25 protein-coding genes and 1 riboswitch are annotated in these 25633 nt (G+C 44.1%); of the genes, 23 read left to right on the forward strand and 2 right to left on the reverse strand.

The window, feature by feature from the left end; genetic code table 11:
- Window positions 1-108 precede the first annotated feature (108 nt).
- From R2B72_RS11190 to R2B72_RS11260, 15 genes are all read left to right on the forward strand, one after another.
- The gene (locus tag R2B72_RS11190) at window positions 109-1089 is read left to right on the forward strand and encodes an ABC transporter ATP-binding protein (protein ID WP_318616680.1); all 981 of its coding nucleotides are present in this window, start codon (window positions 109-111) and stop codon (window positions 1087-1089) included.
- 62 nt (window positions 1090-1151) lie between these two features.
- The gene (locus tag R2B72_RS11195) at window positions 1152-2813 is read left to right on the forward strand and encodes a peptide ABC transporter substrate-binding protein (RefSeq protein WP_318616643.1); all 1662 of its coding nucleotides are present in this window, start codon (window positions 1152-1154) and stop codon (window positions 2811-2813) included.
- Window positions 2814-3098: 285 nt separating this feature from the next.
- Window positions 3099-4022, forward strand: coding sequence for an LD-carboxypeptidase (locus R2B72_RS11200; protein ID WP_318616645.1), 924 nt, complete (start codon window positions 3099-3101; stop codon window positions 4020-4022).
- Window positions 4023-4124: 102 nt separating this feature from the next.
- Window positions 4125-5291: a dipeptide epimerase gene (locus R2B72_RS11205; RefSeq protein WP_318616647.1), complete on the forward strand. Its 1167-nt coding sequence runs from the start codon at window positions 4125-4127 to the stop codon at window positions 5289-5291.
- Window positions 5236-6159, forward strand: a complete 924-nt coding sequence (locus R2B72_RS11210) for a C40 family peptidase (protein ID WP_318616648.1) — start codon at window positions 5236-5238, stop codon at window positions 6157-6159. The genes R2B72_RS11205 and R2B72_RS11210 overlap by 56 nt, the downstream gene beginning before the upstream one ends.
- A complete protein-coding gene (locus R2B72_RS11215) occupies window positions 6156-7169 on the forward strand; it encodes an oligopeptide/dipeptide ABC transporter ATP-binding protein (RefSeq protein ID WP_318616649.1) in 1014 nt (337 codons plus the stop codon). The genes R2B72_RS11210 and R2B72_RS11215 overlap by 4 nt, the downstream gene beginning before the upstream one ends.
- 263 nt (window positions 7170-7432) lie before the next feature.
- Window positions 7433-8377 (forward strand): urea transporter, encoded by a 945-nt coding sequence (locus tag R2B72_RS11220; RefSeq protein WP_318616650.1) that lies wholly within the window; start codon window positions 7433-7435, stop codon window positions 8375-8377.
- A gap of 479 nt (window positions 8378-8856) precedes the next feature.
- Entirely contained in the window at window positions 8857-9159 is a 303-nt protein-coding gene (gene ureA, locus R2B72_RS11225; protein ID WP_318616651.1) for an urease subunit gamma, read from the forward strand.
- Between the two features lie 16 nt (window positions 9160-9175).
- The gene (gene ureB, locus R2B72_RS11230; protein ID WP_318616653.1) at window positions 9176-9544 is read left to right on the forward strand and encodes an urease subunit beta; all 369 of its coding nucleotides are present in this window, start codon (window positions 9176-9178) and stop codon (window positions 9542-9544) included.
- A complete protein-coding gene (gene ureC, locus R2B72_RS11235) occupies window positions 9541-11256 on the forward strand; it encodes an urease subunit alpha (protein WP_318616655.1) in 1716 nt (571 codons plus the stop codon). The genes ureB and ureC overlap by 4 nt, the downstream gene beginning before the upstream one ends.
- Window positions 11257-11344: 88 nt before the next feature.
- Window positions 11345-11839, forward strand: coding sequence for an urease accessory protein UreE (locus tag R2B72_RS11240; RefSeq protein WP_318616656.1), 495 nt, complete (start codon window positions 11345-11347; stop codon window positions 11837-11839).
- Entirely contained in the window at window positions 11781-12521 is a 741-nt protein-coding gene (locus R2B72_RS11245) for an urease accessory protein UreF (RefSeq protein ID WP_318616658.1), read from the forward strand. The genes R2B72_RS11240 and R2B72_RS11245 overlap by 59 nt, the downstream gene beginning before the upstream one ends.
- 23 nt (window positions 12522-12544) lie before the next feature.
- Window positions 12545-13159, forward strand: a complete 615-nt coding sequence (gene ureG, locus R2B72_RS11250) for an urease accessory protein UreG (RefSeq protein WP_318616659.1) — start codon at window positions 12545-12547, stop codon at window positions 13157-13159.
- A gap of 34 nt (window positions 13160-13193) precedes the next feature.
- A complete protein-coding gene (locus R2B72_RS11255) occupies window positions 13194-13958 on the forward strand; it encodes an urease accessory protein UreD (RefSeq protein WP_318616660.1) in 765 nt (254 codons plus the stop codon).
- A gap of 226 nt (window positions 13959-14184) precedes the next feature.
- A complete protein-coding gene (locus R2B72_RS11260; RefSeq protein WP_318616662.1) occupies window positions 14185-14661 on the forward strand; it encodes an acyl-CoA thioesterase in 477 nt (158 codons plus the stop codon).
- Between the two features lie 101 nt (window positions 14662-14762).
- A riboswitch (SAM riboswitch) is annotated at window positions 14763-14875 on the forward strand.
- Window positions 14876-15750: 875 nt separating this feature from the next.
- Here R2B72_RS11260 and R2B72_RS11265 read toward each other — a convergent pair.
- Window positions 15751-17214, reverse strand: coding sequence for an aminoacyl-histidine dipeptidase (locus R2B72_RS11265; RefSeq protein WP_318616664.1), 1464 nt, complete (start codon window positions 17212-17214; stop codon window positions 15751-15753).
- Between the two features lie 13 nt (window positions 17215-17227).
- The gene (locus R2B72_RS11270; protein ID WP_318616666.1) at window positions 17228-17596 is read right to left on the reverse strand and encodes a VOC family protein; all 369 of its coding nucleotides are present in this window, start codon (window positions 17594-17596) and stop codon (window positions 17228-17230) included.
- A gap of 262 nt (window positions 17597-17858) precedes the next feature.
- On the opposite strand from R2B72_RS11270, the gene R2B72_RS11275 reads away from it, so the two are divergent.
- From R2B72_RS11275 to R2B72_RS11310, 8 genes are all read left to right on the forward strand, one after another.
- Window positions 17859-18641, forward strand: coding sequence for a hypothetical protein (locus tag R2B72_RS11275; protein ID WP_318616668.1), 783 nt, complete (start codon window positions 17859-17861; stop codon window positions 18639-18641).
- 5 nt (window positions 18642-18646) lie between these two features.
- A complete protein-coding gene (locus R2B72_RS11280) occupies window positions 18647-19408 on the forward strand; it encodes a hypothetical protein (RefSeq protein ID WP_318616669.1) in 762 nt (253 codons plus the stop codon).
- A gap of 3 nt (window positions 19409-19411) precedes the next feature.
- On the forward strand, window positions 19412-19780 hold the full coding sequence (locus R2B72_RS11285; RefSeq protein ID WP_318616670.1) for a GntR family transcriptional regulator: 369 nt from the start codon (window positions 19412-19414) through the stop codon (window positions 19778-19780).
- On the forward strand, window positions 19773-20483 hold the full coding sequence (locus tag R2B72_RS11290; protein WP_318616671.1) for an ABC transporter ATP-binding protein: 711 nt from the start codon (window positions 19773-19775) through the stop codon (window positions 20481-20483). Before R2B72_RS11285 ends, R2B72_RS11290 begins: the two co-directional genes overlap by 8 nt.
- Window positions 20473-21396, forward strand: coding sequence for an ABC transporter ATP-binding protein (locus R2B72_RS11295; protein ID WP_318616672.1), 924 nt, complete (start codon window positions 20473-20475; stop codon window positions 21394-21396). The genes R2B72_RS11290 and R2B72_RS11295 overlap by 11 nt, the downstream gene beginning before the upstream one ends.
- Entirely contained in the window at window positions 21365-22315 is a 951-nt protein-coding gene (locus R2B72_RS11300; protein ID WP_318616674.1) for an ABC transporter permease, read from the forward strand. Before R2B72_RS11295 ends, R2B72_RS11300 begins: the two co-directional genes overlap by 32 nt.
- A 330-nt stretch (window positions 22316-22645) precedes the next feature.
- Entirely contained in the window at window positions 22646-24034 is a 1389-nt protein-coding gene (locus tag R2B72_RS11305) for a TldD/PmbA family protein (RefSeq protein ID WP_318616675.1), read from the forward strand.
- 3 nt (window positions 24035-24037) lie between these two features.
- Window positions 24038-25381 carry a TldD/PmbA family protein gene (locus R2B72_RS11310; RefSeq protein ID WP_318616676.1) on the forward strand — a complete coding sequence of 448 codons (1344 nt, stop codon included), beginning with the start codon at window positions 24038-24040 and terminating at the stop codon, window positions 25379-25381.
- The last annotated feature ends 252 nt before the right edge of the window (window positions 25382-25633 follow it).

A 25633-nucleotide genomic window follows, 5' to 3' on the forward strand; every position in this document is an offset into this window, starting at 1 on the left:
GCACTCGTCCGCAATCGGCAGGAAGATGTCTTGCTGGCTGAACGGCAAGGCGATGCGGATAAACAGCATGGTAAGAAACGACAACGGAAAGTAGTTTCAACTGAAGTAGTGTTAACCGTAGAGGATTTACATGTGTCATTTAAAACTTTTGGTGGGGAAGTCCAAGCATTACGCGGAGTGTCGTTTGAACTGTACAAAGGGGAGACACTCGCGATAGTAGGGGAATCAGGGTGTGGGAAAAGTGTCACAGCAAACACAATCATGGGGTTAATTCCACAGCCACCTGGAAAAATAAAAAACGGCAAAGTGTTGTTTAAAGGAAAAGATTTAACGAAACTGAGTAAAGCGCAGTTACGGAAAGTACAAGGCGTCGATATATCGATGATTTTTCAAGATCCAATGACTGCTTTGAATCCTACCTTACAAATCGGTGAGCAGTTGACCGAAGGATTTCGGACACATCATAAAGTGAGCAAAGTGGATGCTCGGAAGAAAGCGATTGAGATGTTGGAATTGGTTGGTATTCCGAATCCGGAAGAGCGATTGAAACAATTCCCGCATCAGTTTTCAGGGGGAATGCGGCAACGAATTGTCATAGCAATTGCGCTAATCTGTGAACCAGAGCTGCTAATTGCGGATGAACCGACGACTGCTCTGGACGTGACCATTCAGGCACAAATTCTAGAGTTGTTTGAGGAAATCCAAGAGAAGACGGGTGTGTCAATTATTCTGATTACGCATGATTTAGGTGTTGTGGCTAAAATAGCAGACCGAATCGCGGTCATGTATGCAGGCAAAGTGATTGAGATTGGCGATAAGCGTGAAATCTTTTATACGCCGCAGCATCCGTATACGAAAGGGTTGCTCAATTCGGTACCACGCCTCGATTTGAAGGAAGAGGAGCTGCAACCTATAGAGGGGACGCCCCCGGATTTATTTGCACCCCCGGAAGGTTGCCCGTTTACTGCAAGATGTCCATTTGCGATGGATGTTTGCGACCGTGTGTATCCGGCAACGACACAATTGTCACAGGACCATGCAGTTGATTGCTGGCTGCAAGATGAGCGCGCAAAACTTGTTTTCGTCTAAAACTTACAGGTAACACGCACGTAAGTGCTTCCATAGTCATTACAAACTGAGGGGGATTTTGCATGAAGAAGTGGTTGACGTTTGTCATTGTAGCAATGCTTACACTTGTATTGGCGGCCTGTACAGCAACGAAAGATGCCGGGAAGGAACCGGTAAAGGATGACATAAAAAAAGACGAGGGAACAGAGGAAGGGACGAAAGAAGAGCCATTGGCTGCGGAGAAAATCCTTTATTTGAACAACGGCGAGGAACCGACGTCGTTTGATCCATCTATTGGGTTTAACGCTGTTTCGTGGAGTGCGTTGAATAACTTGATGGAAGGTTTGACGCGCCTGTCGAAGGATCATTTGGCAGTCGAGGCGACGGCTGAGAAAATCGATGTTTCTGAAGACGGTTTAACATACACATTTACAATTCGTGAAAATGCGAAATGGTCGAATGGAGACCCTGTCGTAGCGGGAGATTTCGTCTTTGCATGGCGTCATATGCTTAATCCCGAAACGGCTTCACCTGCGGCTTTCCTAGCTTATTTCATCGAGGGAGCAGAAGCTTATAATAACGGAGAGGGTGCAGTTGAAGATATTGCCATCAAGGCGCCGGATGAGCGGACGTTTGTTGTAAAATTGACGTCACCGAATGAGGCGTTCTTGAATATTATTACAAATCCAAGCTTTTTCCCTATCAATGAAAAGGTGGCAACTGCTGATCCGAAATGGTATACAGAAGCAGCAACATTTGTTGGCAATGGTCCATTCAATCTAGCGGCATGGAGTCATGATGTCAGCTTTGAATTTGAAAAGAACGCAAACTATTGGGATGCAGATGCTGTGAAATTAGATAAAGTACATTGGGCGATGGTCAATGATCCGACGACAGAATATCAGATGTATCAATCGGGTGAGTTGGATGAGTCGGGCGTACCGGCAGAACTGGCGGAACAGTTGAAAGACAGCGCTGAACTGCACATCGATGACCAAGCAGGATTGTACTTCTACCGATTCAATACGTCTATGGAACCTTTCACAAATACCAAGATTAGGAGAGCATTCGGACTTGCGGTGAATCGACAAGAAATCGTCGACTATGTCACGAAAAATGGTGAGAAACCAGCAAATGGCTTTGTCACTTATGGCTTCATCGGTCCGGATGGCAAAGAGTTCCGAGAGTCGGTTGGTAAGCTAGTTGAGTTCAATGCGGAAGAAGCGAAAAAGCTTCTTGAGGAAGGGATGAAAGAGGAAGGTTATACGGAATTGCCGAAAGTGGTATTGACGTATTCCACAAGCCCAAACCATCAAAATATTGCGGTAGCATTACAAGCGAAATTTAAAGAAGTGCTCGGGGTTGATGTAGAATTGCAAAACGTTGAAAGTGCAGTTTTTGCATCTGAACAAAAAGAATTTAAATACCAATTGTCTCGTTCATCCTTCTTGCATGACTATGCAGATCCAGTCAATGCACTGGAAAGTTTCATCACGGGCTCGTCTATGAATCGGACGACATGGTCGAATGCAGACTATGATAAACTGATTACGGACATTAAAAACGAGACGGATACCAATAAACGTTGGGAATTGCTGAAACAGGCAGACCAGCTGTTGATGGCAGAAATGCCTGTCTTCCCAGTTTATTTTTACAACCAGACAACACTTGAAAAGCCGAATGTTTCTGGAATTTTACGTCATCCAGTCGGTTATCTAGATTTGAAGTATACAGATAAGAACTAAGTGACAGTCGCGGCGTCCGTTGTGGCGCCGCGATTTTTGAATGGATGCCAAGGCGTAGTTTTAACTTCAACTCTAGTGTTCTGATTGTGAATCCATAGTTATAATTGCAAGCCGGACAACGAAGAGTTCGGTTTGTATAATTTCTGTGCCTTTTACAGAAATTATACAATGAATGCCAAGATGTAATTTTAATTGCAACTCTGGGATTCTAATTGTAACTTTGCAGTTTTAATTGCAACTCCATAATTTTCGCAAAATGAAAACAAGAAAAGGAAGGAAGACATCATGAAAACTCGACCACAGCGTTTACAAAAAGGGGATACGATTGGCATTATTGCGCCATCGAGTCCACCGAATCAGGAAAGTTTGGAGCGGGCGCTCGCGTTTTTGGAGCAACTTGGCTTGAAATGGCGGTTTGGAAAAAGTCTCAAAAATATTCATGGTTATCTTGCGGGAACGGATGAACAACGATTGAACGACTTGCATGACATGTTCACGGATCCGGCGATTAAAGGAATTATTTGTGCGGGCGGAGGCTTCGGGTCGGCGCGTTATACGGATAAGATTGATCTCCAACTGATGCAGGAAAACCCGAAAATCTTTTGGGGATTCAGTGATATTACGTTTTTGCATACAGCGATGGGCTTGTATTCAAACCTTGTGACGTTCCATGGCCCGATGCTGGCATCCTGCGTTGGAAAAGAGTCTTTCCACGAACTGTCTGCAAAAATGTTCCAACAGTTGTTTGAACCAATGGAGCTTCATTATACGGAAGCGATTGCACCTCTTGAAACGGTGACGGGCGGGGTGGTACAGGGCGAACTGGTTGGCGGGAATTTGTCTTTATTGGCAAGTGGAATTGGTACGAAATTTGAAGTAGATACAAAGGGGAAGCTGTTATTTATCGAAGATGTTGGTGAGGAGCCTTATCGTGTCGATGGGTTGCTCAATCAGCTGCGAATGGCTGGAAAATTGGATGATGCAGCAGGTATCGTTGTTGGTGATTTCTCAGATGCGGTGCCGAAGAAAAGGGAAGTGTCGCTTACACTCGATGAAGTGTTCGACCATTACTTAGGAAGACTCGGTAAACCTGTTGTAAAAGGCTTCAAAATTGGTCATTGCCAGCCGCATTTTGCGATACCACTAGGTGTTGGGGCGAAGCTTGACGCGGACAATCGGACATTGACGATTTTACCAGGAGTGGAATAAAGTGAAACTTCAATAAGTGGGGGGCCTAATCCCCTACTGATTGTTAGTTGAACCAATCGGGCATTTACGGGCAGTTAATGCGGGATGAAAGGGGAATAACGCATGCTAATCCGTTCCATTGAAACAGTTCCGGTAGCAGTGCCGCTGACGAAGCCTTTCAAGACGGCACTTCGGACAGTTCATACAGCTTATGCTGTTTACGTAAAGATCACGTGCGACGATGGACGTGTAGGTTGGGGCGAGGCGCCACCAACGCATGTCATTACAGGTGATTCGATGGGTAGCATTACATATGCTATCGAAGAAGTGATTGCACCGCAGTTAATTGGGCTTAATATTCGGCAACGTGAAGTAATTTTTCATGTGCTGAAACGGTCGATTGTTCGTAATACAAGTGCAAAAGCAGCGGTTGACATGGCGATCTATGATTTACTTGGTCAATTGGCAGGCATGCCATTGGTTCAATTGCTAGGTGGCTGTCGGCAGACTATCGAAACGGATTTTACAGTCAGTGTGAATAGTGCTGCGGAAATGGCGGATGACGCGGAGCGTTGTGTGGCGGATGGTTTCAATGTCTTGAAAGTGAAAGTTGGGATTGGGGACATCAGTGAAGACACCATGCGTATTCAAGCCATACGCGAACGTGTTGGAAATGCTCCCAAAATACGACTTGATGCCAACCAAGGATGGCAGGCGAAAGAAGCGGTCCGGGCCATACGATTAATGGAAGATGCAGGTCTCGATATTGAATTGATCGAGCAGCCGGTGCGTGCTGATGATATAGAGGGTTTGAAATATGTAACGGACAACACGCTGACGCCGATTATGGCCGATGAAAGTGTCTTTTCGGCAAAGGATGCATTGCGGGTTCTGCAGTTGCGCGCGGCAGATTTGCTGAATATCAAGCTGATGAAATCAGGGGGCATTCACGAAGCGTTGTCTATTAATGCGCTGGCACAATCGTATGGTGTGGAGTGCATGGTTGGCAGTATGATCGAGACAAAACTCGGCATTACGGCGGCCGCTCATTTTGCAGCAAGTCAGCCGAATATTACCCGCTTTGATTTCGATGCGCCGCTGATGTTAGCGAAAGATATTGTCGCGGGGGGCATTGTATACGAAGGAAGGATGATTCATCTTCCCGAAGCATCGGGTCTTGGCATTGATAGCGCTGGAATGGAGCTTATCGGAAAGGATGGTGGAGGCGGTGAACATGTGGTATTGTGCGGTCCCGGTAGCGACAGTGTGGACGTCACCCGAATCTGTTAGGGACGTCGATCAAGATGGCATAAAGAATCCTGTTCAGTTAACAAAGTGGTTGGAGCAGTTGCCGTTTGCAGTGCGTCTCGATCTGTGTGACGGCAATCGCGTGCAAACGCAGTTGTTGTATGGCGAGCCGGTTATTATCGAGGAAATCCAAGGCGATTGGGCGAAGATCATTGCTGTTTGGCAACCATCTAAAAAAGATGAGCGCGGTTATCCGGGATGGGTACCACTTGTGCAGTTGAAGGAAGCGAAACCCATTCACGCGCAAGGGTTTGCCAAGGTGACTGCTGGGAAAGCGCAACTTTGGCAAATGGATGGCTCACCTTCCATCGTTATTCCATTTAATGCGATGTTGCCATATACAGGTGAGTTGGGCGACTATGTACGTGTGTGTACGCCGGACGGGGAAGCGAAGTTGTTGATGCGAGATGTGGAAACAGCTCCATCGATTCATCTGTTTGATAAAAAGCCTGCTTCGGAAGCTGTCACTAAAGGTCTTGCTTTTTTGGATTTACCATATTTTTGGGGTGGGATGTCTTCGTACGGCTATGATTGTTCCGGTTTCACTTATAGTATGTTGAAAGCGTGTGGCTATACGATTCCGCGGGATGCCGATGATCAGGCTCGAGGTGGCGAGGGAATTCCGGTTTATAATCCAACACGTTGGAAAAAAGGAGATCTTCTTTTTTTCGCCAATGATCAAGGGAAGGGTAATGTCCGACATGTTGGGTTTTATTATGGGGATGGATTACTTCTTCATTCGCCATCTACGGGTAAATCAATTGAGTTGTTGAAACTTGAGGGATCCGGCTTGAAGAGTGAATTGTGCGCTGTTCGGCGTTACGGGATGGCAGAGGGGGAAAGGGTATGACGCAACCGGTTTTATTGTCAGTGAAAGATTTGAAGCGTTATTTTGACGTTGGCCGTGGAGAGCAGTTGAAAGCGGTTGATGGCATTAGTTTTGATATATACAAAGGGGAGACGTTTGGGCTGGTCGGTGAGTCGGGGTGTGGCAAATCGACAGCGGGGCGAACGATTCTCGGGCTGTATAATAAAACAGACGGGGAAGTGCTGTTTGCTGGTCAAAGTGTTCATGATATGACAAGTAGGGAACGGCAACGATTTCTGAAAAAGATGCAGATGATTTTCCAAGATCCGTATGCATCGTTAAATCCGCGTTCCACCGTATTTGAAATTATTGCGGAGCCGATGGAAGTGCATAGTTTGTATAAGACGAAAGAGGAAATGCGCAACCGTGTCCATGAATTATTGGAAGATGTCGGGTTGAACCGTGATCATGCGAATCGCTATCCGCATGAGTTTTCTGGTGGGCAACGTCAGCGTATCGGGATTGCCCGTTCACTGGCGCTGGATCCAGAATTCATTATCGCGGATGAACCGATTTCGGCGCTCGATGTGTCTGTGCAAGCACAAGTGGTCAAGTTGTTGCAGCGGTTACAGCGAGAAAAAGGGTTGACGTATTTATTCATCGCCCATGATTTGTCGATGGTGAAATACATTTCTGATCGAATTGGCGTCATGTATCTTGGGCATATGGTAGAGCTGACGACGAGTGCACAGCTCTATGATAAACCGCTTCATCCGTATACGGAGGCGTTGCTGTCGGCCATTCCGATTCCAGATCCCGACATTGAAGAAGCGCGCGAACGTATTTTGTTGCAAGGTGAGTTGCCGAGCCCTATCCATCCGCCTTCCGGATGCGTGTTCCGAACACGTTGCCCGCACGCGATGCAGGTTTGTGCACAATTGAAGCCGCAATGGCTTGAGCAAGAGAAAGATCATTATGTCGCCTGCCATTTACATGATAAACAAGTGATGGCGCGCCAAGATACCATTGCAGTACCTGAGCTGTCCCGATGAAAATTGGGATGGTTTTTTTGTTTAGGAAAATGCTATTCAACTGGTTTATAGCGAGTAATATTGGCAATAGTTCGGTTTTGTGCAGTAATTAATTTCCATAAATAAATTCTTTTCAAGCGATAAAAAAGCGAGTAGAATGTGAAAAGTTCCCTTCCTGAATAACACGTTTAGTGAATGTGGTTTGGTGGAAAGATAACATTCACGAGGCGAAGGCTAAGCCGCCTGTTCATACGGAATAAAAAATATCAGAAGGGTAGATTATTATGCAAAACGTAATGCGCAAGTCATGGACCGAGGGGCCAGTTGCGACGTTCCTTTCAGCATCACTTAAAGGGATTTCCCAAGTATTGTTAATTGAAAATGCCTTTTCTGGGTTACTAATTCTATTGGCAATTACAACTTCCTCTTTATTATTGGGAATCATGACGATTTTATCAGCTTTCATAGGTAATATCATCGGGAAAATAGGTGGAGCAGATGAAAATAGCATAAATCAAGGCCTATTCGGGTACAATTCCGTACTAACAGGAATTGCGCTAACTTTATTTTTAACCGGTCCGTATCATTGGATCATCGCTCTAATCGGAGCGGCAATCGCAGCAATTTTTACAGCCGCCATGATGCATGTGATGAAAAGTTCGGGAATTCCCGTCCTTACCATCCCTTTTATCGTCCTTTCATGGTTGATGCTGCTGGCTTCATATAGACTAAAAGCGTTTCAATTAACTCCCGACTTAGTCCCCCAGGATTTATCTAATTGGGAAGTGGATATGACTGGGAAAGCAGACTGGGTAGAGGGAACATTTAATGGTATTGGACAAATTTTCTTCCTTCATAATACACTGTCAGGCGTCCTACTTTTTGTTGCTGTATTTTGGGCTGGATGGAAATTCGGGCTTTACGCGATCATCGGGAATTTCGTCGCTTTAATAACGTCGTATCTACTGGGCGGAGAACCACATTTGATCTTTATGGGCCTTTACGGTTACAACGCTATATTAACTATTTTTGCTGTATCTGTCGTATTTAAAGGGAAATCACATCGCTTTGGTCCATATTTAGGTATCATTGGCGCTTGTTTAACCGTACTCCTCACGGCAAGTATAGCCACTTTGCTTTTACCTTTCGGACTTCCGGCTTTAACCATGCCTTTTGTCCTTAGCACATGGCTTCTCCTGGCTGCAAGAAAGGTTCTGCCCCGATTGTAGATAGTAGCAAGCTCGAAGGTTTGTTGTGAAATGAAAATGAAAATGAAAGTTTTCACCTTACTGAATAAATACACAAGAAAAAGATTAGCCTAAGAACGATTCGGTCAACCTATCTTTTGTATTCATTCAGTAAGGTTTTGAATTATCATTAAATCCAGTGATGCAATTCCAATGACATTCCACCGGATGCTGCAAAAGTTAGGCTTCCAGAGGAATTGTAAAAAACCTGGTCAATTTACCGATGACTTTAGTATGTTGTTAAGTTGAAGAAAAAACCATTTTCCTTTATAATAAAGTAGGTACGACAAACTTCGACAGATTCTGCGCAAGCCTAATTCAAATGGGTTCCATCCACCGGGACACTTGTCCCAAACTGTATGTTCATGCAAATGCAAAGTAAACAAAGAAATAACTACAACAATTTTCTGAATTTTATTAAATTTGGTTTTTTTACTAATTAAAAAAAGAGGTGCTTTGAATTGAAATTATCACCAGTTGAACAGGAAAAATTGTTATTGCACGTTGCGGGGGAACTTGCCCTTAAACGTAAAGAACGCGGACTCAAACTGAATTACCCAGAATCAGTTGCTTTAATTTGTCATTACATCATGGAAGGGGCACGCGATGGTAAAACTGTTGCACAGCTCATGAGTGAGGGGAAACAAATCCTAACGGTTGAAGACGTTATGGAAGGCGTCGGTGATATGATTTCGGACGTCCAAATGGAAGCAACATTCCCAGACGGAACAAAACTTGTGACGGTTCACCGTCCAATTCAATAAATAGGAGGCTTCAATAATGATTCCAGGAGAAATAAGAACAGCTGAAGGTTTAATAGAAATAAATGCTGGACGTGAAGTGAAAACAGTACGTGTCGCAAGCACTGGTGATCGTCCGATACAAGTCGGTTCCCATTTCCACTTTGTCGAGGTTAATAAGTTTCTTGAATTCGATCGTGAGAAAGCAGTAGGCATGCATTTGAATATTCCATCGGGGACGGCTGTACGTTTTGAACCGGGCGAAGAAAAAGAAGTCGAGTTAGTTGAATTTGGCGGAAAACGTCATGTGTTCGGACTGAATGCGTTGACGGAAGGCTCAACACATAACAAAGACCTTATCATGGATAATGCAACAGATGGCGGCTTTAAAGGAGCGGAAGATAAATGAAGGTAACACACGATCAATATGCAAAAATGTTCGGTCCTACGGTAGGAGACCAAGTGCGTCTTGCTGATACTGATCTTTGGATTGAAATTGAAAAAGATTATACATCGTACGGCGACGAGGGTGTTTTTGGAGGCGGGAAATCGCTCCGTGTTTCAATGGGGCAAAATGGTAACCGCACAAGTAACGAAGGCGTCCTAGATACGGTAATTACCAACGTTGTAATTATTGATCACACAGGTATCGTGAAAGCGGATATTGGGATTAAAAACGGTCGCATTGTGGGTGTCGGAAAAGCCGGTAATCCGGACACGATGGACGGCGTGGATCAGGATATGATCATCGGTGTTGGGACGGAAGTCTATGCAGGTGAAGGGCTCATCGCTACAGCCGGTGCTATCGACACGCATATTCACTTGATCACTCCTCAGCAAGTCGAGACTGCACTTAATGCTGGTACGACAACATTTATCGGCGGTGGGACAGGTCTTGCAGCTGGTTCAAAAGCAACAAGTTTAACAGCTGGTGCGTGGCATATACACCGGATGTTACAAGCAGTTGAGAGTTTGCCAATTAACTTTGGTATTCTTGGAAAAGGGAGTGCATCCACTACTGAACCGATTATCGAACAAGTTCGTGCGGGTGCAATCGGTATGAAGATCCATGAAGACTGGGGTGCAACTCCAGATGCGCTTAACCAGAGTTTAATGGTTGCTGATGAATATGATATTCAAGTTGCGCTACACTCTGATACGCTTAATGAAGCGGGCTTTGTTGAAAATACGATTGAAGCGATTGATGGTCGCGTTATTCATATTTTCCATACAGAAGGAGCGGGGGGCGGACACGCGCCGGATCAGCTGAGATTGGCTAGTCACCCGAATATCATACCGGCATCAACGAATCCGACAAAACCATTTACGACAAATACAATTGACGAACATTTGGACATGCTGATGGTATGTCACCATTTGAAACACGATGTACCGGAAGACGTGGCGTTCGCTGACTCACGTATCCGTCCTGAAACGATTGCTGCGGAAGATATTATGCAGGATCTTGGAATCCTTAGTATTATGTCATCCGACTCACAAGCGATGGGTCGTGTTGGTGAAGTAACAATCCGTACGTTCCAAACGGCAGACAAAATGAAGAAACAGCGCGGCTCACTTCCACAAGACGAAGGAAAAGGGAACGATAACTATCGTGTAAAACGCTATATTTCAAAATTGAATATTAACCCGGCAATTGCACATGGCGTTAGCCATGAAGTTGGGTCGATTGAAGAAGGGAAACTCGCGGATATCATCCTTTGGGACCCGGCATTTTTCGGTGTGAAAGCAGATGTCGTCATTAAAGGCGGAATTTGTGTTTACGGAATGGCTGGAGATCCAAACGCATCTATTCCGACGCCAAACCCGGTAATGGGTCGTCAAATGTACGGTTTCCATGGTCAAGCACCACAACACGCGGCAATGACATTCCTTCCGAAAATTGCAGTTGAAGAAGGCCTTCCTGAAAAACTAGGCCTTCAAAAAATGATTGGTACTGTAAAAGGCTGCCGTAGCATTGGGAAAGCGGACATGAAGCATAACAGTGAAACGCCTGAAATTGACGTTAATCCTGAAACGTATGAAGTGAAGATTGATGGAGTATTGGCGACGTGTGAACCAGTAAGTGTACTACCGATGGCACAACGTTATTTCTTGTTTTAAGTAGAGGTGAAGGTCGAAGTGGCAGGAAAGAAATTTTCAGCTATTTCGGCCCCTTTTTACTGAACATGTTGATAAAGGAGAATGCATAATGTTGATTACAAAAGTAATTGGTAATGTCGGGACAGAAGAAGAAATTGCAGGTAAAAAGACAGAGTGGCTTGAACTTGACTGGGAAGAGTTGAATAAACGCATTTTACGTAGAGAAACAGATCACGGGACAGACATTGCATTGTCACTTGAACATCACGATGAGGACGATCACGATCACGATCACGGTCACCATCATCATAATCGTCAGCCATTACAATACGGTGATATTTTATTCGAGGACAGCGAACGTCGTATCGCTGTGCGTACAAAAATGGAGCCGGTTATCGTCATCAGCCCGAAAGACATGACGGAGATGGGTAAAACAGCTTTCGAACTAGGTAACCGTCATACCCCTGCATTGATTGAGGAAAATGAAGTAATCGTACGTGCAGACCATACGTTGAATAAATTGCTAGATGAAGTAGGTGTCGCATATGAAACAACTGAAAGACGATTCAAACAACCATTCAAATACCGGGGCCACTCCCACTGACTTCGCACTGTTACATCTGTTTCAAATACACGACTCCGCTTTTCCAATCGGCTCTTTCACGCAGACCTATGGGATGGAAACGTATATCCAGGAAGACATCATCCGAACGAAAGAGGATTTGGTCGCTTATTGTACATCGTTCCTATTTCATAATCTAGTGCGTGGGGATGCGATTTTAATTCAAGAAGCTTATGCTGCGGCTCTTAATCAGGATATGGAGCGACTGCTCTATTTGGAGCAATTATGCGGGGCCATGAAGCTGGCGAAAGAATCACGTGAAGCGAGTGTGAAACTCGGCAGACAGTTCATTAAAACGGCATCTCCGCTAGTCGAAGATGAGTTTCTTGTTGGCTGGAAAGCGCGTATTGATTCGAAAGAGATTCAAGGACATTACGCCATTCTCTACGGTATTTATAGTGCAACGACAGGGATTAGTGCGCATCATGCGGTCATGACGTATTTGTTTGCGTCTTTGAATGGACTCGTCCAAAACGCAGTACGCGCGGTACCATTTGGACAAACTACCGGTGTCCAGGCAATGTATGAATTGATTGGTCCCATTACGGAAGCAGCTGAATTGGTATTAACGTTGACGGAAAATGATATTAGTAATAATGCATTGGGGATAGAGCTAGCTTCGATGAAGCATGAGTATCTATTCTCTAGATTATTTATTTCATGATGGATTGAAAGGGGTTTTTTATAATGAAACCAGTACGTATTGGCATCGGTGGTCCAGTTGGATCGGGTAAAACTTCACTCGTCGACCAACTAACACGTGCGATGCATAAAGAGTATAATGTAGCGGTCATTACGAACGATATTTACACGCGTGAAGATGCTCAATTTTTAATTAGTAACGGAGTGCTTGAAGAAAACCGTATATTAGGCGTTGAAACAGGCGGGTGCCCGCATACGGCAATCCGTGAAGATGCTTCTATGAACTTTGCGGCAATTGATGAGTTGAAAAATCGTTTTGCGGACCTTGATATTATTTTCGTTGAGAGTGGCGGCGACAACTTGTCTGCTACGTTCAGTCCCGAACTTGTTGATGGCTATATTTATGTTATCGACGTTGCAGAAGGTCAGGATATTCCGCGAAAAGGCGGCCCTGCGTTGACGCGTTCTGATCTGTTGCTGATCAATAAAACGGATTTGGCTCCGTATGTTGGTGTAGATTTAGAGATTATGGATAGCGATGCGAAAAAAATGCGCAATGGTCGTCCGTATATTTTCACGGATGTGCGAACACAGAAGAATGTTGATAAAGTTGTCGACTGGATCAAGCACAGCATGCTACTCGAAGGTGCGGATGCTTAAACCGTCCCGCGCCATCCATCACGGGAAATTGGACATGGCATTCGAACTAAGAAGAGGTTATACAAGAATGCCACATGTTTACCAACAGCCTCCACTAAAGGCGAGTCGGGAATTGTACGTAGGAAACGACCCGACAGCGACCGTCTACATAATGGAGTCTTCTGGCGGGATGGTGTCGGGGGATCGCAATGATATCACGGTGAAGCTTTCGCCTGATAGTCGGGTACGGTTAGTTCAGCAATCCGCGTTGAAAATTTACCCGTCACATACGGGTGATACTTGTCATTTTACAATCGAGGTCGACCTCGCGGAACGTTCACGGTTGGAGTGGATGCCTGAGGTGCTGATTCCGTTTGTTGACGCCAAGTTTCAAGTTGATACGACGCTGCGTGTTGCTAGTGATGCGACGGTATTATGGGGCGAAATTGTCGCACCGGGTCGTGAAAAACGCGGTGAGATTTTTGACTATCAATCGTTCCGGTCGAATTTCAAGATATTTGTAGATGATGAGTTAATAGCTTTTGACTCGCTTCATTTTGCGCCGCGTGATGTTGCGCTCGGTAGCATGGGTGTCCTTGAGGGAGCGATGTATGTCGGCTCGATTTGGCTTGTTTCGCCGAATGCCAAGGATGTTGATGTGCGCGCATTGCAGGAAACATTGCGAGTCGAAGAAGGTCTGAAGGCTGGTATGACACGGCTTGAAGGAAATGCCATCCATTGCCGCTGGCTGGCGGTCAATCAATGGACGATGCAAGAAGAAATGAAACGCGTGTATGCGCTATTGGCGGATATGGTTTAAGAGGGCACCCTTGCGCAGGGTGTCTTTTTTAGTGTGTGCAACGTTGTTATGTTTCGTGAGAGCGTTGTCTAATTTCGCAAAAAAGCTGCGAACTCATGATTTAATTCAATAAATTTCGGCATGGAAAACCCTCTATTGGGTGTATAATACATCTACGGAATGTTTTTTGGAAATGTTTCCATCAATCAATAGCTAGATTATGTAATGCTACTAAGGAGCGAATTCGATGACAGAAAATAGACCCATGGGTCAATCACGCACAATCCAGACGAAGCTGGTCTTGCCGCCAGATACGAATCACTTACAGACGATTTTCGGAGGGAAAGTCTTATCATATATCGACGAAATTGCTGCCATTACAGCGATGAAGCATGCCAAAAAGGCGGTCGTTACAGCTTCAATCGATTCAGTCGATTTTGTATCATCAGCGCGTGTCGGAGATGTTCTTGAACTAGAAGCGATTGTCACATCAACGGGTCGCACATCGATGGAAGTTTTCGTATCTGTTCATTCGATGGACCTACTGACGGGTGAAACTAAATTGACGACGGAATCATTTTTGACGATGGTTGCCATGGACGAGAACAACAAACCAACGCCAGTACCGGGTATTTATCCGGAAACGGAAGCCGAAAAAAGTCTGTTCGAAACGGCTCCCGCTCGCCGCGCACACCGAAAATTACGTAGTGAGATAAAGCATTAATCCGAACGAATAGTATATCAATTTTAAATATTTTAGACATTATCTATTGACATTCTATTTATAGGCATGTAAAGTATGAGCTACCAACTAAATACGTAACTTTCTTATCCAGAGAGGTGGAGGGACTGGCCCTTTGATACCTCAGCAACAGACTTTTTAGTACTGTGCTAATTCCAGAAGCCGAAGCGTCATGCTTGTAGCTTGAAGATAAGAAGAGCAAAAAGCGAAATTGCCAAAACCTCTTCTTGAATTGTAGAAGAGGTTTTTTTGTTCTTTCTGGAGACTGTTACCTTCAAGAAAATAAGGAGGAATGTTTATGTCGAATGAATTAATCAATGCGCTTAAGTTATAAAAAAAGAAAGAGTTCCTGCTCATTTGCGGAGCTGTTAGATAATAAGCAAGAGACTCTGCCCATTCGCGGAGTGGTTAGATAGTAAGCAAAAGACTCTGCCCATTCGCGGAGTGGTTAGATAGTAAGCAAAAGACTCTGCCCATTCGTGGAGTAGTTAGATAGTAAGCAAGAGACTCTGCTCATTCGCGGAGTGGTTAGATAGTAAGTAAGAGACTCTGCTCATTCGCGGAGTGGTTAGATAATAAGCAAGAGACTCTGCTCATTCGCGGAGTGGTTAGATAGTAAGCAAGAGACTCTGCCCATTCGCAGAGTAGTTAGATGAACAACTAGAGTTTCCGCCCATTTGCGAAAAAGTAAGCAAAGCTCGCTCATTTGCGTTCATATCATCTACAAACAATAAACCGGAACAGAGCCCATTCGCTGTGTTCCGGTTTATTGTGATTACGAAATTATTTACCTCTGAATAAAGCAATCCATTCAACTTACTAACAGATTCAGTCATATTTGCGAGTAATCAACAAATGGATGTGGACAAGCTGTCGTTTAGGGGGAATTGGTCAATTATCCACATGTGGGTAACCAGCTTTTTTTCCATACCTCTTCAAATAAAAGTTCGTCCACATACGTATACACAGGAAAGGTTTAGTGTTGAAAAACAATGAGTTTTTTATTCCAACTGATTAAAAAAAGTTAAGCTGCTTGTCCCCAAAAAATTCGGGGGTAAGCAGCCTAAAAGGTCAATCTACTTTCATTCTTTTCAACGTGTATATAAAATACTCCCAGTTATTAATGGTTGAAGGGATGCTGACATGTTCGTCGGGCGTATGCACATGAAACATATCTGGACCGAGCGAAACGGCGTCTAGTCCAGGAATCTTTTCGATAAAGACTCCACATTCAATACCGGCATGCACGGCAATTACATCGATGTCTTTGCCGTATTTTTCTCTATATGTCTCTTCAAATAATTTCTTCACCTGTGAGTCAGGGTTATAGGGCCACTCTGGATAATCTGCGTCAATCAGTACTTCGCAGCCAAGCATGTCCGCCAGTGATTTTGCTTGTGTCACCATATTGGCTTTTGCACTTTTGATGGAGCTTCTGATTTCATTTTCAAAGTGTATCGTTGTATCTGTAGTTGTAACGACTCCCAAATTAGTGGAGCTTTCTACGAGTCCTTCGATTCCCGTGCTCATTGCTTGGACGCCATGTGGAATGAGCAATAAGGCGGTAATGGCTTTGTGCTTTGTTTCTGCTGAAAAAACAGCGGTCGAATGGCTATCCTTTTGTTCAACACTAATGGATACGCCTGGATCTGCTAGCTGGAGCTCATTTTTGAAAATTTGCTCCCACTGCATGACTTTTTCGTTAACCTTGTTGATGTCGCAAGGTGAGATGAAAAGTACAGCTTGCGCTTCACGGGGAATTGCATTTGATTTTAATCCACCTGAGATGTGTTGAATGTTGTAAGGGATTTCAGTGGCTAAATCATGTAATAGTCTTCCCAATAATTTAGTAGAGTTTCCTCTGCCTTTATCAATCGAAATACCTGAATGACCGCCTTTTAAACCTTTGATTTGCAGGCGATACGCAACTTGTTGCTGTGAGGCGTTAGCCCATTCAATCGGTAAAACTTGCGTAACATGTACGCCTCCCGCACTGCTAACGAGCAGTTTACCATCTTCTTCAGAATCTAGGTTGATGAAGATCTTCCCAGTGAAGTGACTAGCATCCACTGCAATTGCCCCGTTCATGGTCGTTTCTTCTTCTGTCGTAATGACGACTTCGAGAGCTGGATGTGGAATATCCGTTGAATCTAATAACGCTAATGCGTAAGCAACAGCAATGCCGTTATCCGCACCTAATGTTGTATCTGTGGCATATAGCATATCCCCGATAATTCGTAGTTGAAGGGGGTCCTTGTCAAAGTCATGGACTGTGCCCTCATTCTTTTCACAAACCATATCCATATGTCCTTGAATAATGACAGTCGGGGCGCTTTCGTAGCCAACTGTCGCCACTTTTTTGATGATGACGTTTAATGCCTCGTCTTGAATGACCTCTAAGTTGCGCTCCTGTGCAAAGCGTACCAAAAAATCACTAATGGCTTGCTCGTTGCCAGAATCCCTTGGAATCGCCGATATTTCCGCGAAGTATTTAAATACGATATGCTGCGTTAGTTCTTGTAAGTTGTTGTACATGGAATTCATCCTTTCATTCAAACTCTAGAAATTCAACCCGGTTACCGAATGGGTCGTGGGTGAAAAAGCGAGAACGACCGTCGATGGGTGGTTCATTGCTAATCGTATAGTTGGCTTTTTCCAACCTTAATTTCAGTTGTTCGAGCGCATTCACTGTAAATCCAGGATGGGCTTTTTTAGCTGGAGTAAAGTCGTTTTGGATACCAATATGAACCTCTTGAGAGCCGCAATGGAACCAACAGCCGCCGCGGGCTTGCAAATTTTCCGGCTTCGGAATTTCTTCCATGCCGAGCAACTCACCGTAAAATTGTCTTGCGGCTTCTTCGGAGCCAGCTGGTGCTGCAATTTGGATGTGATCAATACCTGTCAGGAATGTAGTCATGGACGATCTCTCCTTTGAACGTTGTATCTTCAGTATAGTCTTCCGTGTATCGAAACACTATGACCCTTTTTGGATACTAATGGTTAAGTAATTCTTATTAGTTTAATTAAATACCATAGAATACACTGATGGACTAGCTATCTACTTAGTGGGAAATCCGTGTAGAGACCATTTTATAAAAAATTCTAACAAATCACTTTACAACATTCATGCATATAGTGTACTATGTAACTAGCACACTGATACAAAGGGGAGTAAGCTGATGCAACAGTGGAATGGGTTGTTAAGAAAAGAATGGGTGACGCTGAAGAAGCCATTGCTTGTGATTGCATTATTTGCCGTTGCTACGATGTCGTTTCTTCCGATGATTATCACTCGATTTTTGGGAATGGGCGTAGATGTTTTTGAACTGGCGCTTGTCATTTGTGCGATGTGGGCTGTCGCAAGTGCGTTTGCACCGGTAATTGCATTATTTACAATGTTGGAAAGGGAGATGAAGCGCCCAGATGTATGGCTTCATTCGAATGCCTCTATTTTTAAATTGGTTGGCTCAAAAGTATTTTTCGTGATACCGATTGGTGCGGGTGGATTGCTCAGTTCAACAATCGTTCTCGCGCTACACTATGCGTTTTTAACGCCATCTATTCTAACGTTCGATGCATTATTGTTTTATGGCAGTATTTTTATCATCGTTTTATTTGTGGCTTCGCTTTCAATCCTTTGCACGGGATTCTTCTTTTGGGTGCTGTATCGATTAATGGAGCCAGCTATAAAGGGATTTGCAATACTTGTTTCGTTTATCCTGTTTGGTGTTTCATCGTGGGTAGTAGAGCGAGTGGGGAATTCGACTATATATACTAAATTGGTTGAAGTTGGACCGATTGATTTATTAGGATTAAAAAACCCTCAACTAGATGTTGGAAACAATTATTTTGAAGTGACGGGTGCGGATTTTTATACGGGAGAAATTGTATTTAACGTAATTTTTACAGTGTTACTATTCATTGTTGCAACCGTCCTGTTTGAGAAGAAAGTGAGGTTGTAAAGCGTATGAAAAGATGGAGAGGGTTAGTGCGCAAAGAATGGGCGCTGATGAAATGGACAATTGTTTCCTATGTTTTAGCATTTAGTGCGTTTGTATTCCTGGCATGCCTCCACTATTTTCCTGAAGTGCTGGAGACGATTGTGGTCGATATTCAATCTACAATGGTTTTTATTTTTCTACTTCATTTTCTCGCGGCGGTGTCATGGTTTTTGGATAGCCTGAACAAGGAAATGAAACGACCGGATGTGTGGCTTCATTCGACGGCATCGATGTGGCAGCTTGTTGGAGCGAAGGTTTTATTCATCACGATTATTATAGGTTGTTCGTTTTTAGTGTGTGGAACAATTATTGGTGTGGCTCATTATTCAGGTGGTGGAACCGTTTCTATTATAGAAGGTATTGCTTTATTGCTTAGCGTGGGTGCCGTCATTTTGTTGAATTCCATTTATGTAATGGCACTCGTTTTTTTCTTCTGGTCAATTTACCAGGTGTTTCGTTCGCGTATGGATTGGTTTTTTTCCATCATTATTATGTTTGTCTCGTTTGTTATTTGGGCGTATGCGTGGGGGATGATTTGGTTTACGGGCTTGTTTCAAGCCGTTAAGGAACTAGGTCCTCTGAATGAGGCAATAACGATGATGGAGCCTAACTATATTGTTCCTGGTGGAGCAATTTTAACAATCGGAAGTATTGTGCTTCATGGGGTTATGGTAGCACTCTATTTTATGGCGGGGTCCAAACTATTCGAAAAGAAAGTGAGGTTGTAAACGATGGGCATAGATTTTCTTCCAGACAAACCAATTTACCAGCAGCTCATCGACCGAATTACGGGTGATATTATTCGAGGAACGTTGAAGCCTGGGGAGAAGTTGCTATCTGTTCGTGAGTATGCAATTGAAGCCGGTGTCAACGCCAATACGATGCAGCGCGTCTATAAGGAGCTGGAGCAGATGGAAATCACTGAAACGAGAAGGGGTCAGGGGTCGTTCGTGACGGAGGATGAAGCGAAAATCGCTAGGCTACGGGATGAAATGAAGGAGCAACTTGTACTGTCATTCATTCAAAGTGTGGAGGAACTTGGCTTTACGACATCTGAAATGATACAGCACTTACAGAAACGGGGTGGAAAAAATGATTGAGCTGAAAAATGTTTCAAAGAAGTACGGTGGGCGGAAAGCGCTTGAGGACATTACGTTGACGCTACCGCAGGGGAAAATGATTGGTCTTGTGGGGGAGAACGGCAGTGGGAAAACAACACTTCTGAAGCTGATGGCGGGCTTGTTGACGCCGAATTCGGGGACTGCACTGTTTGGTGGAAAGCGGATAACGCGTACAATTGCGACGAATATTGCGTACATGCCGGATGCGGATTTGTTCTATCCTTATTTTACAGTACGACAGCTATTTGCATTTTACGAGTCGCAGTTTGCTGATTTTAATCCGATAAAAGCGAAGGAGATTGCAACGTTTTTGAACGTGTCACTTGATTCGAAAATAAAGCAGTTGTCGAAAGGGAATCGGGGACGGGTGAAAATTGCGGTGACGCTTGGTCGCGAAGCGGATTATTATTTGTTGGATGAACCGTTTTCTGGACTCGATCCAATGGTGCGGGATGATATTGCAAAAGGGCTCATTCGTTTCACGGACTCAGGAAGGCAAACGGTTATTATGTCGACGCATGAATTAAAAGAAGTAGAACCATTGCTTGATGAAATTGTGGTGTTGAAAGGGAATCGAATGATCGCGTATGAGGCAGTTGACGAAATTCGTGATGTGTATGGGAAAGATGCCACCTCGTGGATGGTGTCATTGTTTAGGGAGGGAAGTTCGAATGGGGAATAAACCAGTAGTGGAACTAAAGAATTTATCGAAAACGATTGGTAAGAAAAAGATTGTAGATAACTTGAATTTAGCGTTGTATCCGGGGCAAATTACGGGGTTTCTTGGTCCGAATGGGGCGGGGAAAACGACGACGATTCGGATGATGGTTGGACTGATGGAGCCATCTAGTGGAGATGTTATCATTGACGGGATTTCGCTTGCGGATGACTTTGAGGGGGGACTTTCCAAAGTCGGAGTGATTGTGGAGAATCCGGAAATGTATAAATATATGTCCGGTTATAAAAATCTTGTTCACTTTGCGCGCATGCATGAGGCAGTGACGAAAGAGCGGATTGATGAGGTTGTCCATCAAGTCGGCATGCAAAATCGTATTCATGAGAAAGTGTCGACGTATTCACTTGGCATGCGGCAGCGTCTTGGGCTTGCGCAGGCATTGTTGCATCGCCCGAAGTTTTTGATTTTGGATGAACCGACGAATGGGTTGGATCCTGCTGGGATTCGTGAGTTCCGTATGCATTTACGAGATATTGCGGAAAAAGAAGGTGTTTCCGTTTTTGTATCCAGTCATATGCTGTCTGAGATTGAGTTAATGTGCGATCGGATTGCAGTTATTCAGAATGGGAAATTGATTGATATTCGAGAAATGTCGGGGATGCAAGAATCACATTATTATATCGAAGCACTTCCGCGGGATGCGACTGAGGCTCTTCTTAAGGAAGAAGGGTTCACTGCCGAATCGCACCAAAATGGATTTATTATTAACGCAGAAAAAGAACAAATTCCAGCACTTATTCAGCAATTTACTTTGCAGAAACAGCAAATATTTGCGGTTCAACCATACCGTAAAACGCTTGAGGATGAGTTCTTGGAAATGACAGGAGGTGGCCAGATTGCTGAAGCTCATACAAAATGAATGGATGAAATTGTGGAGTAAAAAAGGTACGTGGGTCATGACGGGCTTACTTGCAGTATTTATTGTCGGAATGTTCGGTTTGACGAAATGGATTGAGACGAAGAAAGATTCCAGCGAACAAGATTGGAAAGTATCCGTGCAAGAAGAACTTGCATATACAAAGGAACAGCTTGCGATGCCAACGCTTGCTACCAATGAACGCAAGCGACTTGAAGGGAATGAAAAAGTATACGAACACCAACTTGCTAATTCAATCGAGCCACTAGATAGCAATAGCCGGGAAAGAATGATTATGGATTCAGCGGGTATCGGTTCAGTCGTTGTTTTGTTGGTGGTTATTGTCGCGGCTGGGATTGTGGCGTCCGAGTTTTCACAAGGGACGATTAAGATGCTGCTGTCTCGTCCGGTGAAAAGGTGGAAGATCCTCACTTCGAAATACGTGACGGTTATTTTGTTCGGCGTCGTTCTTATGCTTGTTGGCTTTGGTGTTTCTATTATTTCCGCCTATGTCATCTTCCAATCTGGCAGCGGACAAGAGCTTGTATGGAATGGTAAGGAGGTTGTGGAAGTATCTGTTTGGGGCAGAGGGCTTTATATACTGTTACTGTCATTCGCTAATGTTTTTGTAACAGCAACATTCGCTTTCATGATCGGCAGTGTATTTCGTTCCAGCTCAATGGCGATTGGTCTTTCGTTGTTCAGCTATTTCATGGGCAATACAGTCGTTATGTTACTTTCGAAGTATGAAGTTGTGAAGTACATTGTTTTCACGCATATGGATTTGACGATGTATGAATCGAATTTCAGGATTGTGGAAGATATTACGATGCCATTTTCGCTAGCTGTTCTTGCGGTTTATCTTATTATGTTCCTGCTGATTAGTTATACGACATTTATGAAACGAGATATTACAGCATAAGAAAAGCCCTCTCACAGAGGGCTTTTTGACTAGAATTATTTATTGTTGCTGTATGTCATAACGAGACCTGCAACGTTACCTACGATTACGAATGCGAATAGTGTAAACATGATATATAGGAACCACATGAGACAATCACTCCTTCGATAGTATAATCCTGCTTCCATTATACCACCAGTGGGAGGGGCAAGCAATGGTAGCTAAAGGTGAGTTGTGGCGGACTAGTTTCTGTGGAAAATTAAATTAAGGGAAAATACAAAATTATTAATAAAATAGCTGTTATCTCATAGAGTCTTCGCTATAATTAAATGGTGAAGGGGGAATGGGGACATGATTAAACAATCAATTATTGAAAATGTACTAGAAGCTGCACTCTCGACAGGCGGCGATTTTTCTGAAGTGTTTATCGAAGACAAATTCACGAACACCATGGAGTTGCAGAGTGGCAAGATCGAGAAAAGTATTTCCGGTCGTGATTTTGGGATCGGCATCCGTATTTTCTCTGGACTTCAGAGTATATACACTTATACGACCGATTTCTCTGAAGAAGGATTGGTGAACGCGGCTAAACGCGCAGCACTTGCCATCAAAGGTGGAGGCAATGGGATGCTTCATCCACTGCTCAAAGAGGAGTTTGCTCCGATTCACACATTCGCGCAAATGCCGCGAACGGTCGAGCATGCAAGGAAAGTGGCCGTTATGAGAAAAGCGAATGACATTGCGAGAAATTATGACGAGCGTATCCGTCAAGTTGCACTCCGTTATATTGATGAGGAGCAGAACGTGCTGATTGCAAACTCAGAAGGGAAATTCGTTGAAGATACACGCGTTTATAGCAGAATGTCCATTCAGGCAACGGCTTCCGATGGCAATGAAATGCAAACAGGTTTCTATGGACCGGGTGCACATGCCGGTTTTGAATTTATTGAAAACCTGGACCTTAATCATTATGCAGGCGAAGCCGCGCGCATTGCGGTGACGATGCTCGAAGCAGATGAATGTCCGAGTGGGAAATTCCCAGTCATTATCGACAATGAATTCGGCGGCGTTATTTTCCATGAGGCTTGTGGGCACGGACTTGAAGCAACTTCTGTTGCGAAAAATAACTCTGTCTTTGCGAACCGAATTGGTGAGAAGGTGGCACCTGATATTGTGACGTATATCGATGACGGTACAATTCCAAACGAATGGGGTTCCCTCAATGTTGATGATGAAGGTGAAAAGACGCGGAAAAACGTCCTCATTGAAGATGGCATTTTAAAAGGCTATCTCATTGATAAATTCAATGCACGCCGCATGAATGCAGAAGCGACGGGCTCTTCACGCCGCCAGTCGTATCGCTTCAATCCGACGTCCCGTATGACGAACACCTATATCGCGCCAGGAAAATCGACACCAGAAGAAATCATTGCGTCGACGGAACATGGTATTTACGCGAAGTATATGGGTGGGGGTTCAGTGAATCCGGCAACGGGGGATTACAACTTTGCCGTTGCGGAAGCGTATCTTGTGAAAGACGGTAAAATTGATCGTCCTGTTCGTGGTGCAACTTTGATTGGCAATGGTGCGAAAACACTGCAGCTTGTTGACATGGTTGGCAATAATTTGGCGCACGGGGCTGGAATGTGCGGATCCATTAGCGGAAGCTTGCCGGTCAATGTCGGTCAGCCGATGATTCGTGTCAGTGAAATTACGGTCGGTGGGACGAAGGGGGAATAAAAGATGACAATCAACGAATTTCAAGAGAAGCTATTAGCCGAAGCAATGGATGCCGGTTTTAAAGAAGTCGAAGTCTATTATGAAAGATCCGAATCATTTCAACTGATGATTTTTGAAGGTGAAATTGATAGTTATGAGACATCGGAAGAAGGCGGGCTCGGTTTACGAGGACTCTATAATGGCAAAATGGGCTACGCCTATACAGAAAAGATCGAGGAAGCGTCTATCCCATTTTTGATTGATAGCGCAAAAGCGAATGCAGATGTCCTAGACGAGGATGACGGTACAGATATTTTTGAAGGAAGCGACAACTATTCAGGGCACAATCTTTATAGCGAAGAGCTTGCGAATATTACGATACCTGAAAAAATCGAGCTCATTAAGTCGATTGAAAAGAAAACACTCGCGTATGATCCGCGTATCATCACGCTGAATTATTGTGTGCTCCAAGATTACTCCGGAGAACGAGTCATGGCGAACAATAAAGGTCTTTCATTGAATGAAAAAAAGAATGGATTGGTCATTTTCGTTTCCGCTGTCGCGAAGGACGGGGAAGAAATGAAAACGGGTAGCTGTATTAAAATGACGCAGGATTTCACTTCTCTTAATGCGGATGAAATTGCGAAAGAAGCAGCGGAAGAAGCGCTGTCCAATCTGGGTGAGCAATCGATTCCTACAAAAAAATACCCAATTGTTATGCGTTATGATGCATCTGCGTCGCTACTCGCTACGTTTACACCGATCTTTTCGGCTGAAAACACGCAAAAGGATCTATCCTTATTGAAAGGGAAAGTCGGCGAGAAGATTGCAGCTGAATCATTCACAGTGCTCGACGACCCCTTCCATCCTGAAGCTTTGGCAGGTACCAATTTTGACGGTGAAGGCGTCGCAACGGGAAAACGTACGATTGTTTCGAATGGAACACTTGAAACGCTGCTGCATAACCGAAAAACGGCAAAAAAAGATGGTGTGGAAACGACAGGGCATGCACGGAAGTCGTCCTATAAAAGTACACTGACTGTAGCTCCATTGAATATGTATATTGCCCCGGGTAACAAAAGCAAAGAAGACTTAATTGGCTCTTTAAAAGAAGGTATCCTCATTACAAGTTTAGCGGGTCTTCATTCAGGAGTGAGTACAATTTCGGGTGATTTCTCAGTCGCTGCAACAGGTTTCTATATTAAAGACGGTAAAATTGCAACACCCGTTAAACAGATGACAATTGCCGGTAACTTCTTTGATTATATGAAGGGGATCGAAGAGGTAGGGGCGGATTTGAAGTTTGCACCAGGTGGCTACGGCTCGCCTTCACTCATAGTGAAAGAGCTTTCTGTTACGGTTGATTAAGAACAAAAGGGCAATCCCGATGTATTGTGGGGGTTGCCCTTTTGTTCTATTTCTCCAATCGATCACTAGTTACAGAGGCATGGAATCTGTGGTTCGCTAATAAACTAGGCAAATTCGAATTGTGCCAGTGTTTTAACAGTTAGCTTTATAAGTGTAAATACGTGCATTTAAGTGTCCTCAAGTGGACAAAAATTTTCAACTTGTAGTACAGTAGATGTATGGAAAAATTACTGTTAATGAAAGAAGCGGTCC

It is taken from the genome of Sporosarcina sp. YIM B06819 (genome assembly GCF_033485175.1).
Lineage (GTDB): Bacteria > Bacillota > Bacilli > Bacillales_A > Planococcaceae > Sporosarcina.

Bases quoted from the DNA above. Each gene is read 5' to 3' on its own strand.
- R2B72_RS11275 (WP_318616668.1), top strand. From the start codon at position 17,859: ATGCAACAGTGGAATGGGTTGTTAAGAAAAGAATGGGTGACGCTGAAG.
- R2B72_RS11245 (WP_318616658.1), top strand. From the start codon at position 11,781: ATGAAACAACTGAAAGACGATTCAAACAACCATTCAAATACCGGGGCC.
- R2B72_RS11270 (WP_318616666.1), bottom strand. From the start codon at position 17,596: ATGACTACATTCCTGACAGGTATTGATCACATCCAAATTGCAGCACCA.
- R2B72_RS11210 (WP_318616648.1), top strand. From the start codon at position 5,236: ATGTGGTATTGTGCGGTCCCGGTAGCGACAGTGTGGACGTCACCCGAA.
- R2B72_RS11205 (WP_318616647.1), top strand. From the start codon at position 4,125: ATGCTAATCCGTTCCATTGAAACAGTTCCGGTAGCAGTGCCGCTGACG.
- R2B72_RS11240 (WP_318616656.1), top strand. From the start codon at position 11,345: ATGTTGATTACAAAAGTAATTGGTAATGTCGGGACAGAAGAAGAAATT.
- R2B72_RS11310 (WP_318616676.1), top strand. From the start codon at position 24,038: ATGACAATCAACGAATTTCAAGAGAAGCTATTAGCCGAAGCAATGGAT.
- R2B72_RS11305 (WP_318616675.1), top strand. From the start codon at position 22,646: ATGATTAAACAATCAATTATTGAAAATGTACTAGAAGCTGCACTCTCG.
- ureC (WP_318616655.1), top strand. From the start codon at position 9,541: ATGAAGGTAACACACGATCAATATGCAAAAATGTTCGGTCCTACGGTA.
- R2B72_RS11265 (WP_318616664.1), bottom strand. From the start codon at position 17,214: ATGTACAACAACTTACAAGAACTAACGCAGCATATCGTATTTAAATAC.
- ureG (WP_318616659.1), top strand. From the start codon at position 12,545: ATGAAACCAGTACGTATTGGCATCGGTGGTCCAGTTGGATCGGGTAAA.
- R2B72_RS11280 (WP_318616669.1), top strand. From the start codon at position 18,647: ATGAAAAGATGGAGAGGGTTAGTGCGCAAAGAATGGGCGCTGATGAAA.
- R2B72_RS11290 (WP_318616671.1), top strand. From the start codon at position 19,773: ATGATTGAGCTGAAAAATGTTTCAAAGAAGTACGGTGGGCGGAAAGCG.
- R2B72_RS11195 (WP_318616643.1), top strand. From the start codon at position 1,152: ATGAAGAAGTGGTTGACGTTTGTCATTGTAGCAATGCTTACACTTGTA.
- R2B72_RS11220 (WP_318616650.1), top strand. From the start codon at position 7,433: ATGCAAAACGTAATGCGCAAGTCATGGACCGAGGGGCCAGTTGCGACG.
- R2B72_RS11260 (WP_318616662.1), top strand. From the start codon at position 14,185: ATGACAGAAAATAGACCCATGGGTCAATCACGCACAATCCAGACGAAG.
- R2B72_RS11295 (WP_318616672.1), top strand. From the start codon at position 20,473: ATGGGGAATAAACCAGTAGTGGAACTAAAGAATTTATCGAAAACGATT.
- R2B72_RS11285 (WP_318616670.1), top strand. From the start codon at position 19,412: ATGGGCATAGATTTTCTTCCAGACAAACCAATTTACCAGCAGCTCATC.
- R2B72_RS11215 (WP_318616649.1), top strand. From the start codon at position 6,156: ATGACGCAACCGGTTTTATTGTCAGTGAAAGATTTGAAGCGTTATTTT.
- R2B72_RS11255 (WP_318616660.1), top strand. From the start codon at position 13,194: ATGGCATTCGAACTAAGAAGAGGTTATACAAGAATGCCACATGTTTAC.
- ureB (WP_318616653.1), top strand. From the start codon at position 9,176: ATGATTCCAGGAGAAATAAGAACAGCTGAAGGTTTAATAGAAATAAAT.
- R2B72_RS11200 (WP_318616645.1), top strand. From the start codon at position 3,099: ATGAAAACTCGACCACAGCGTTTACAAAAAGGGGATACGATTGGCATT.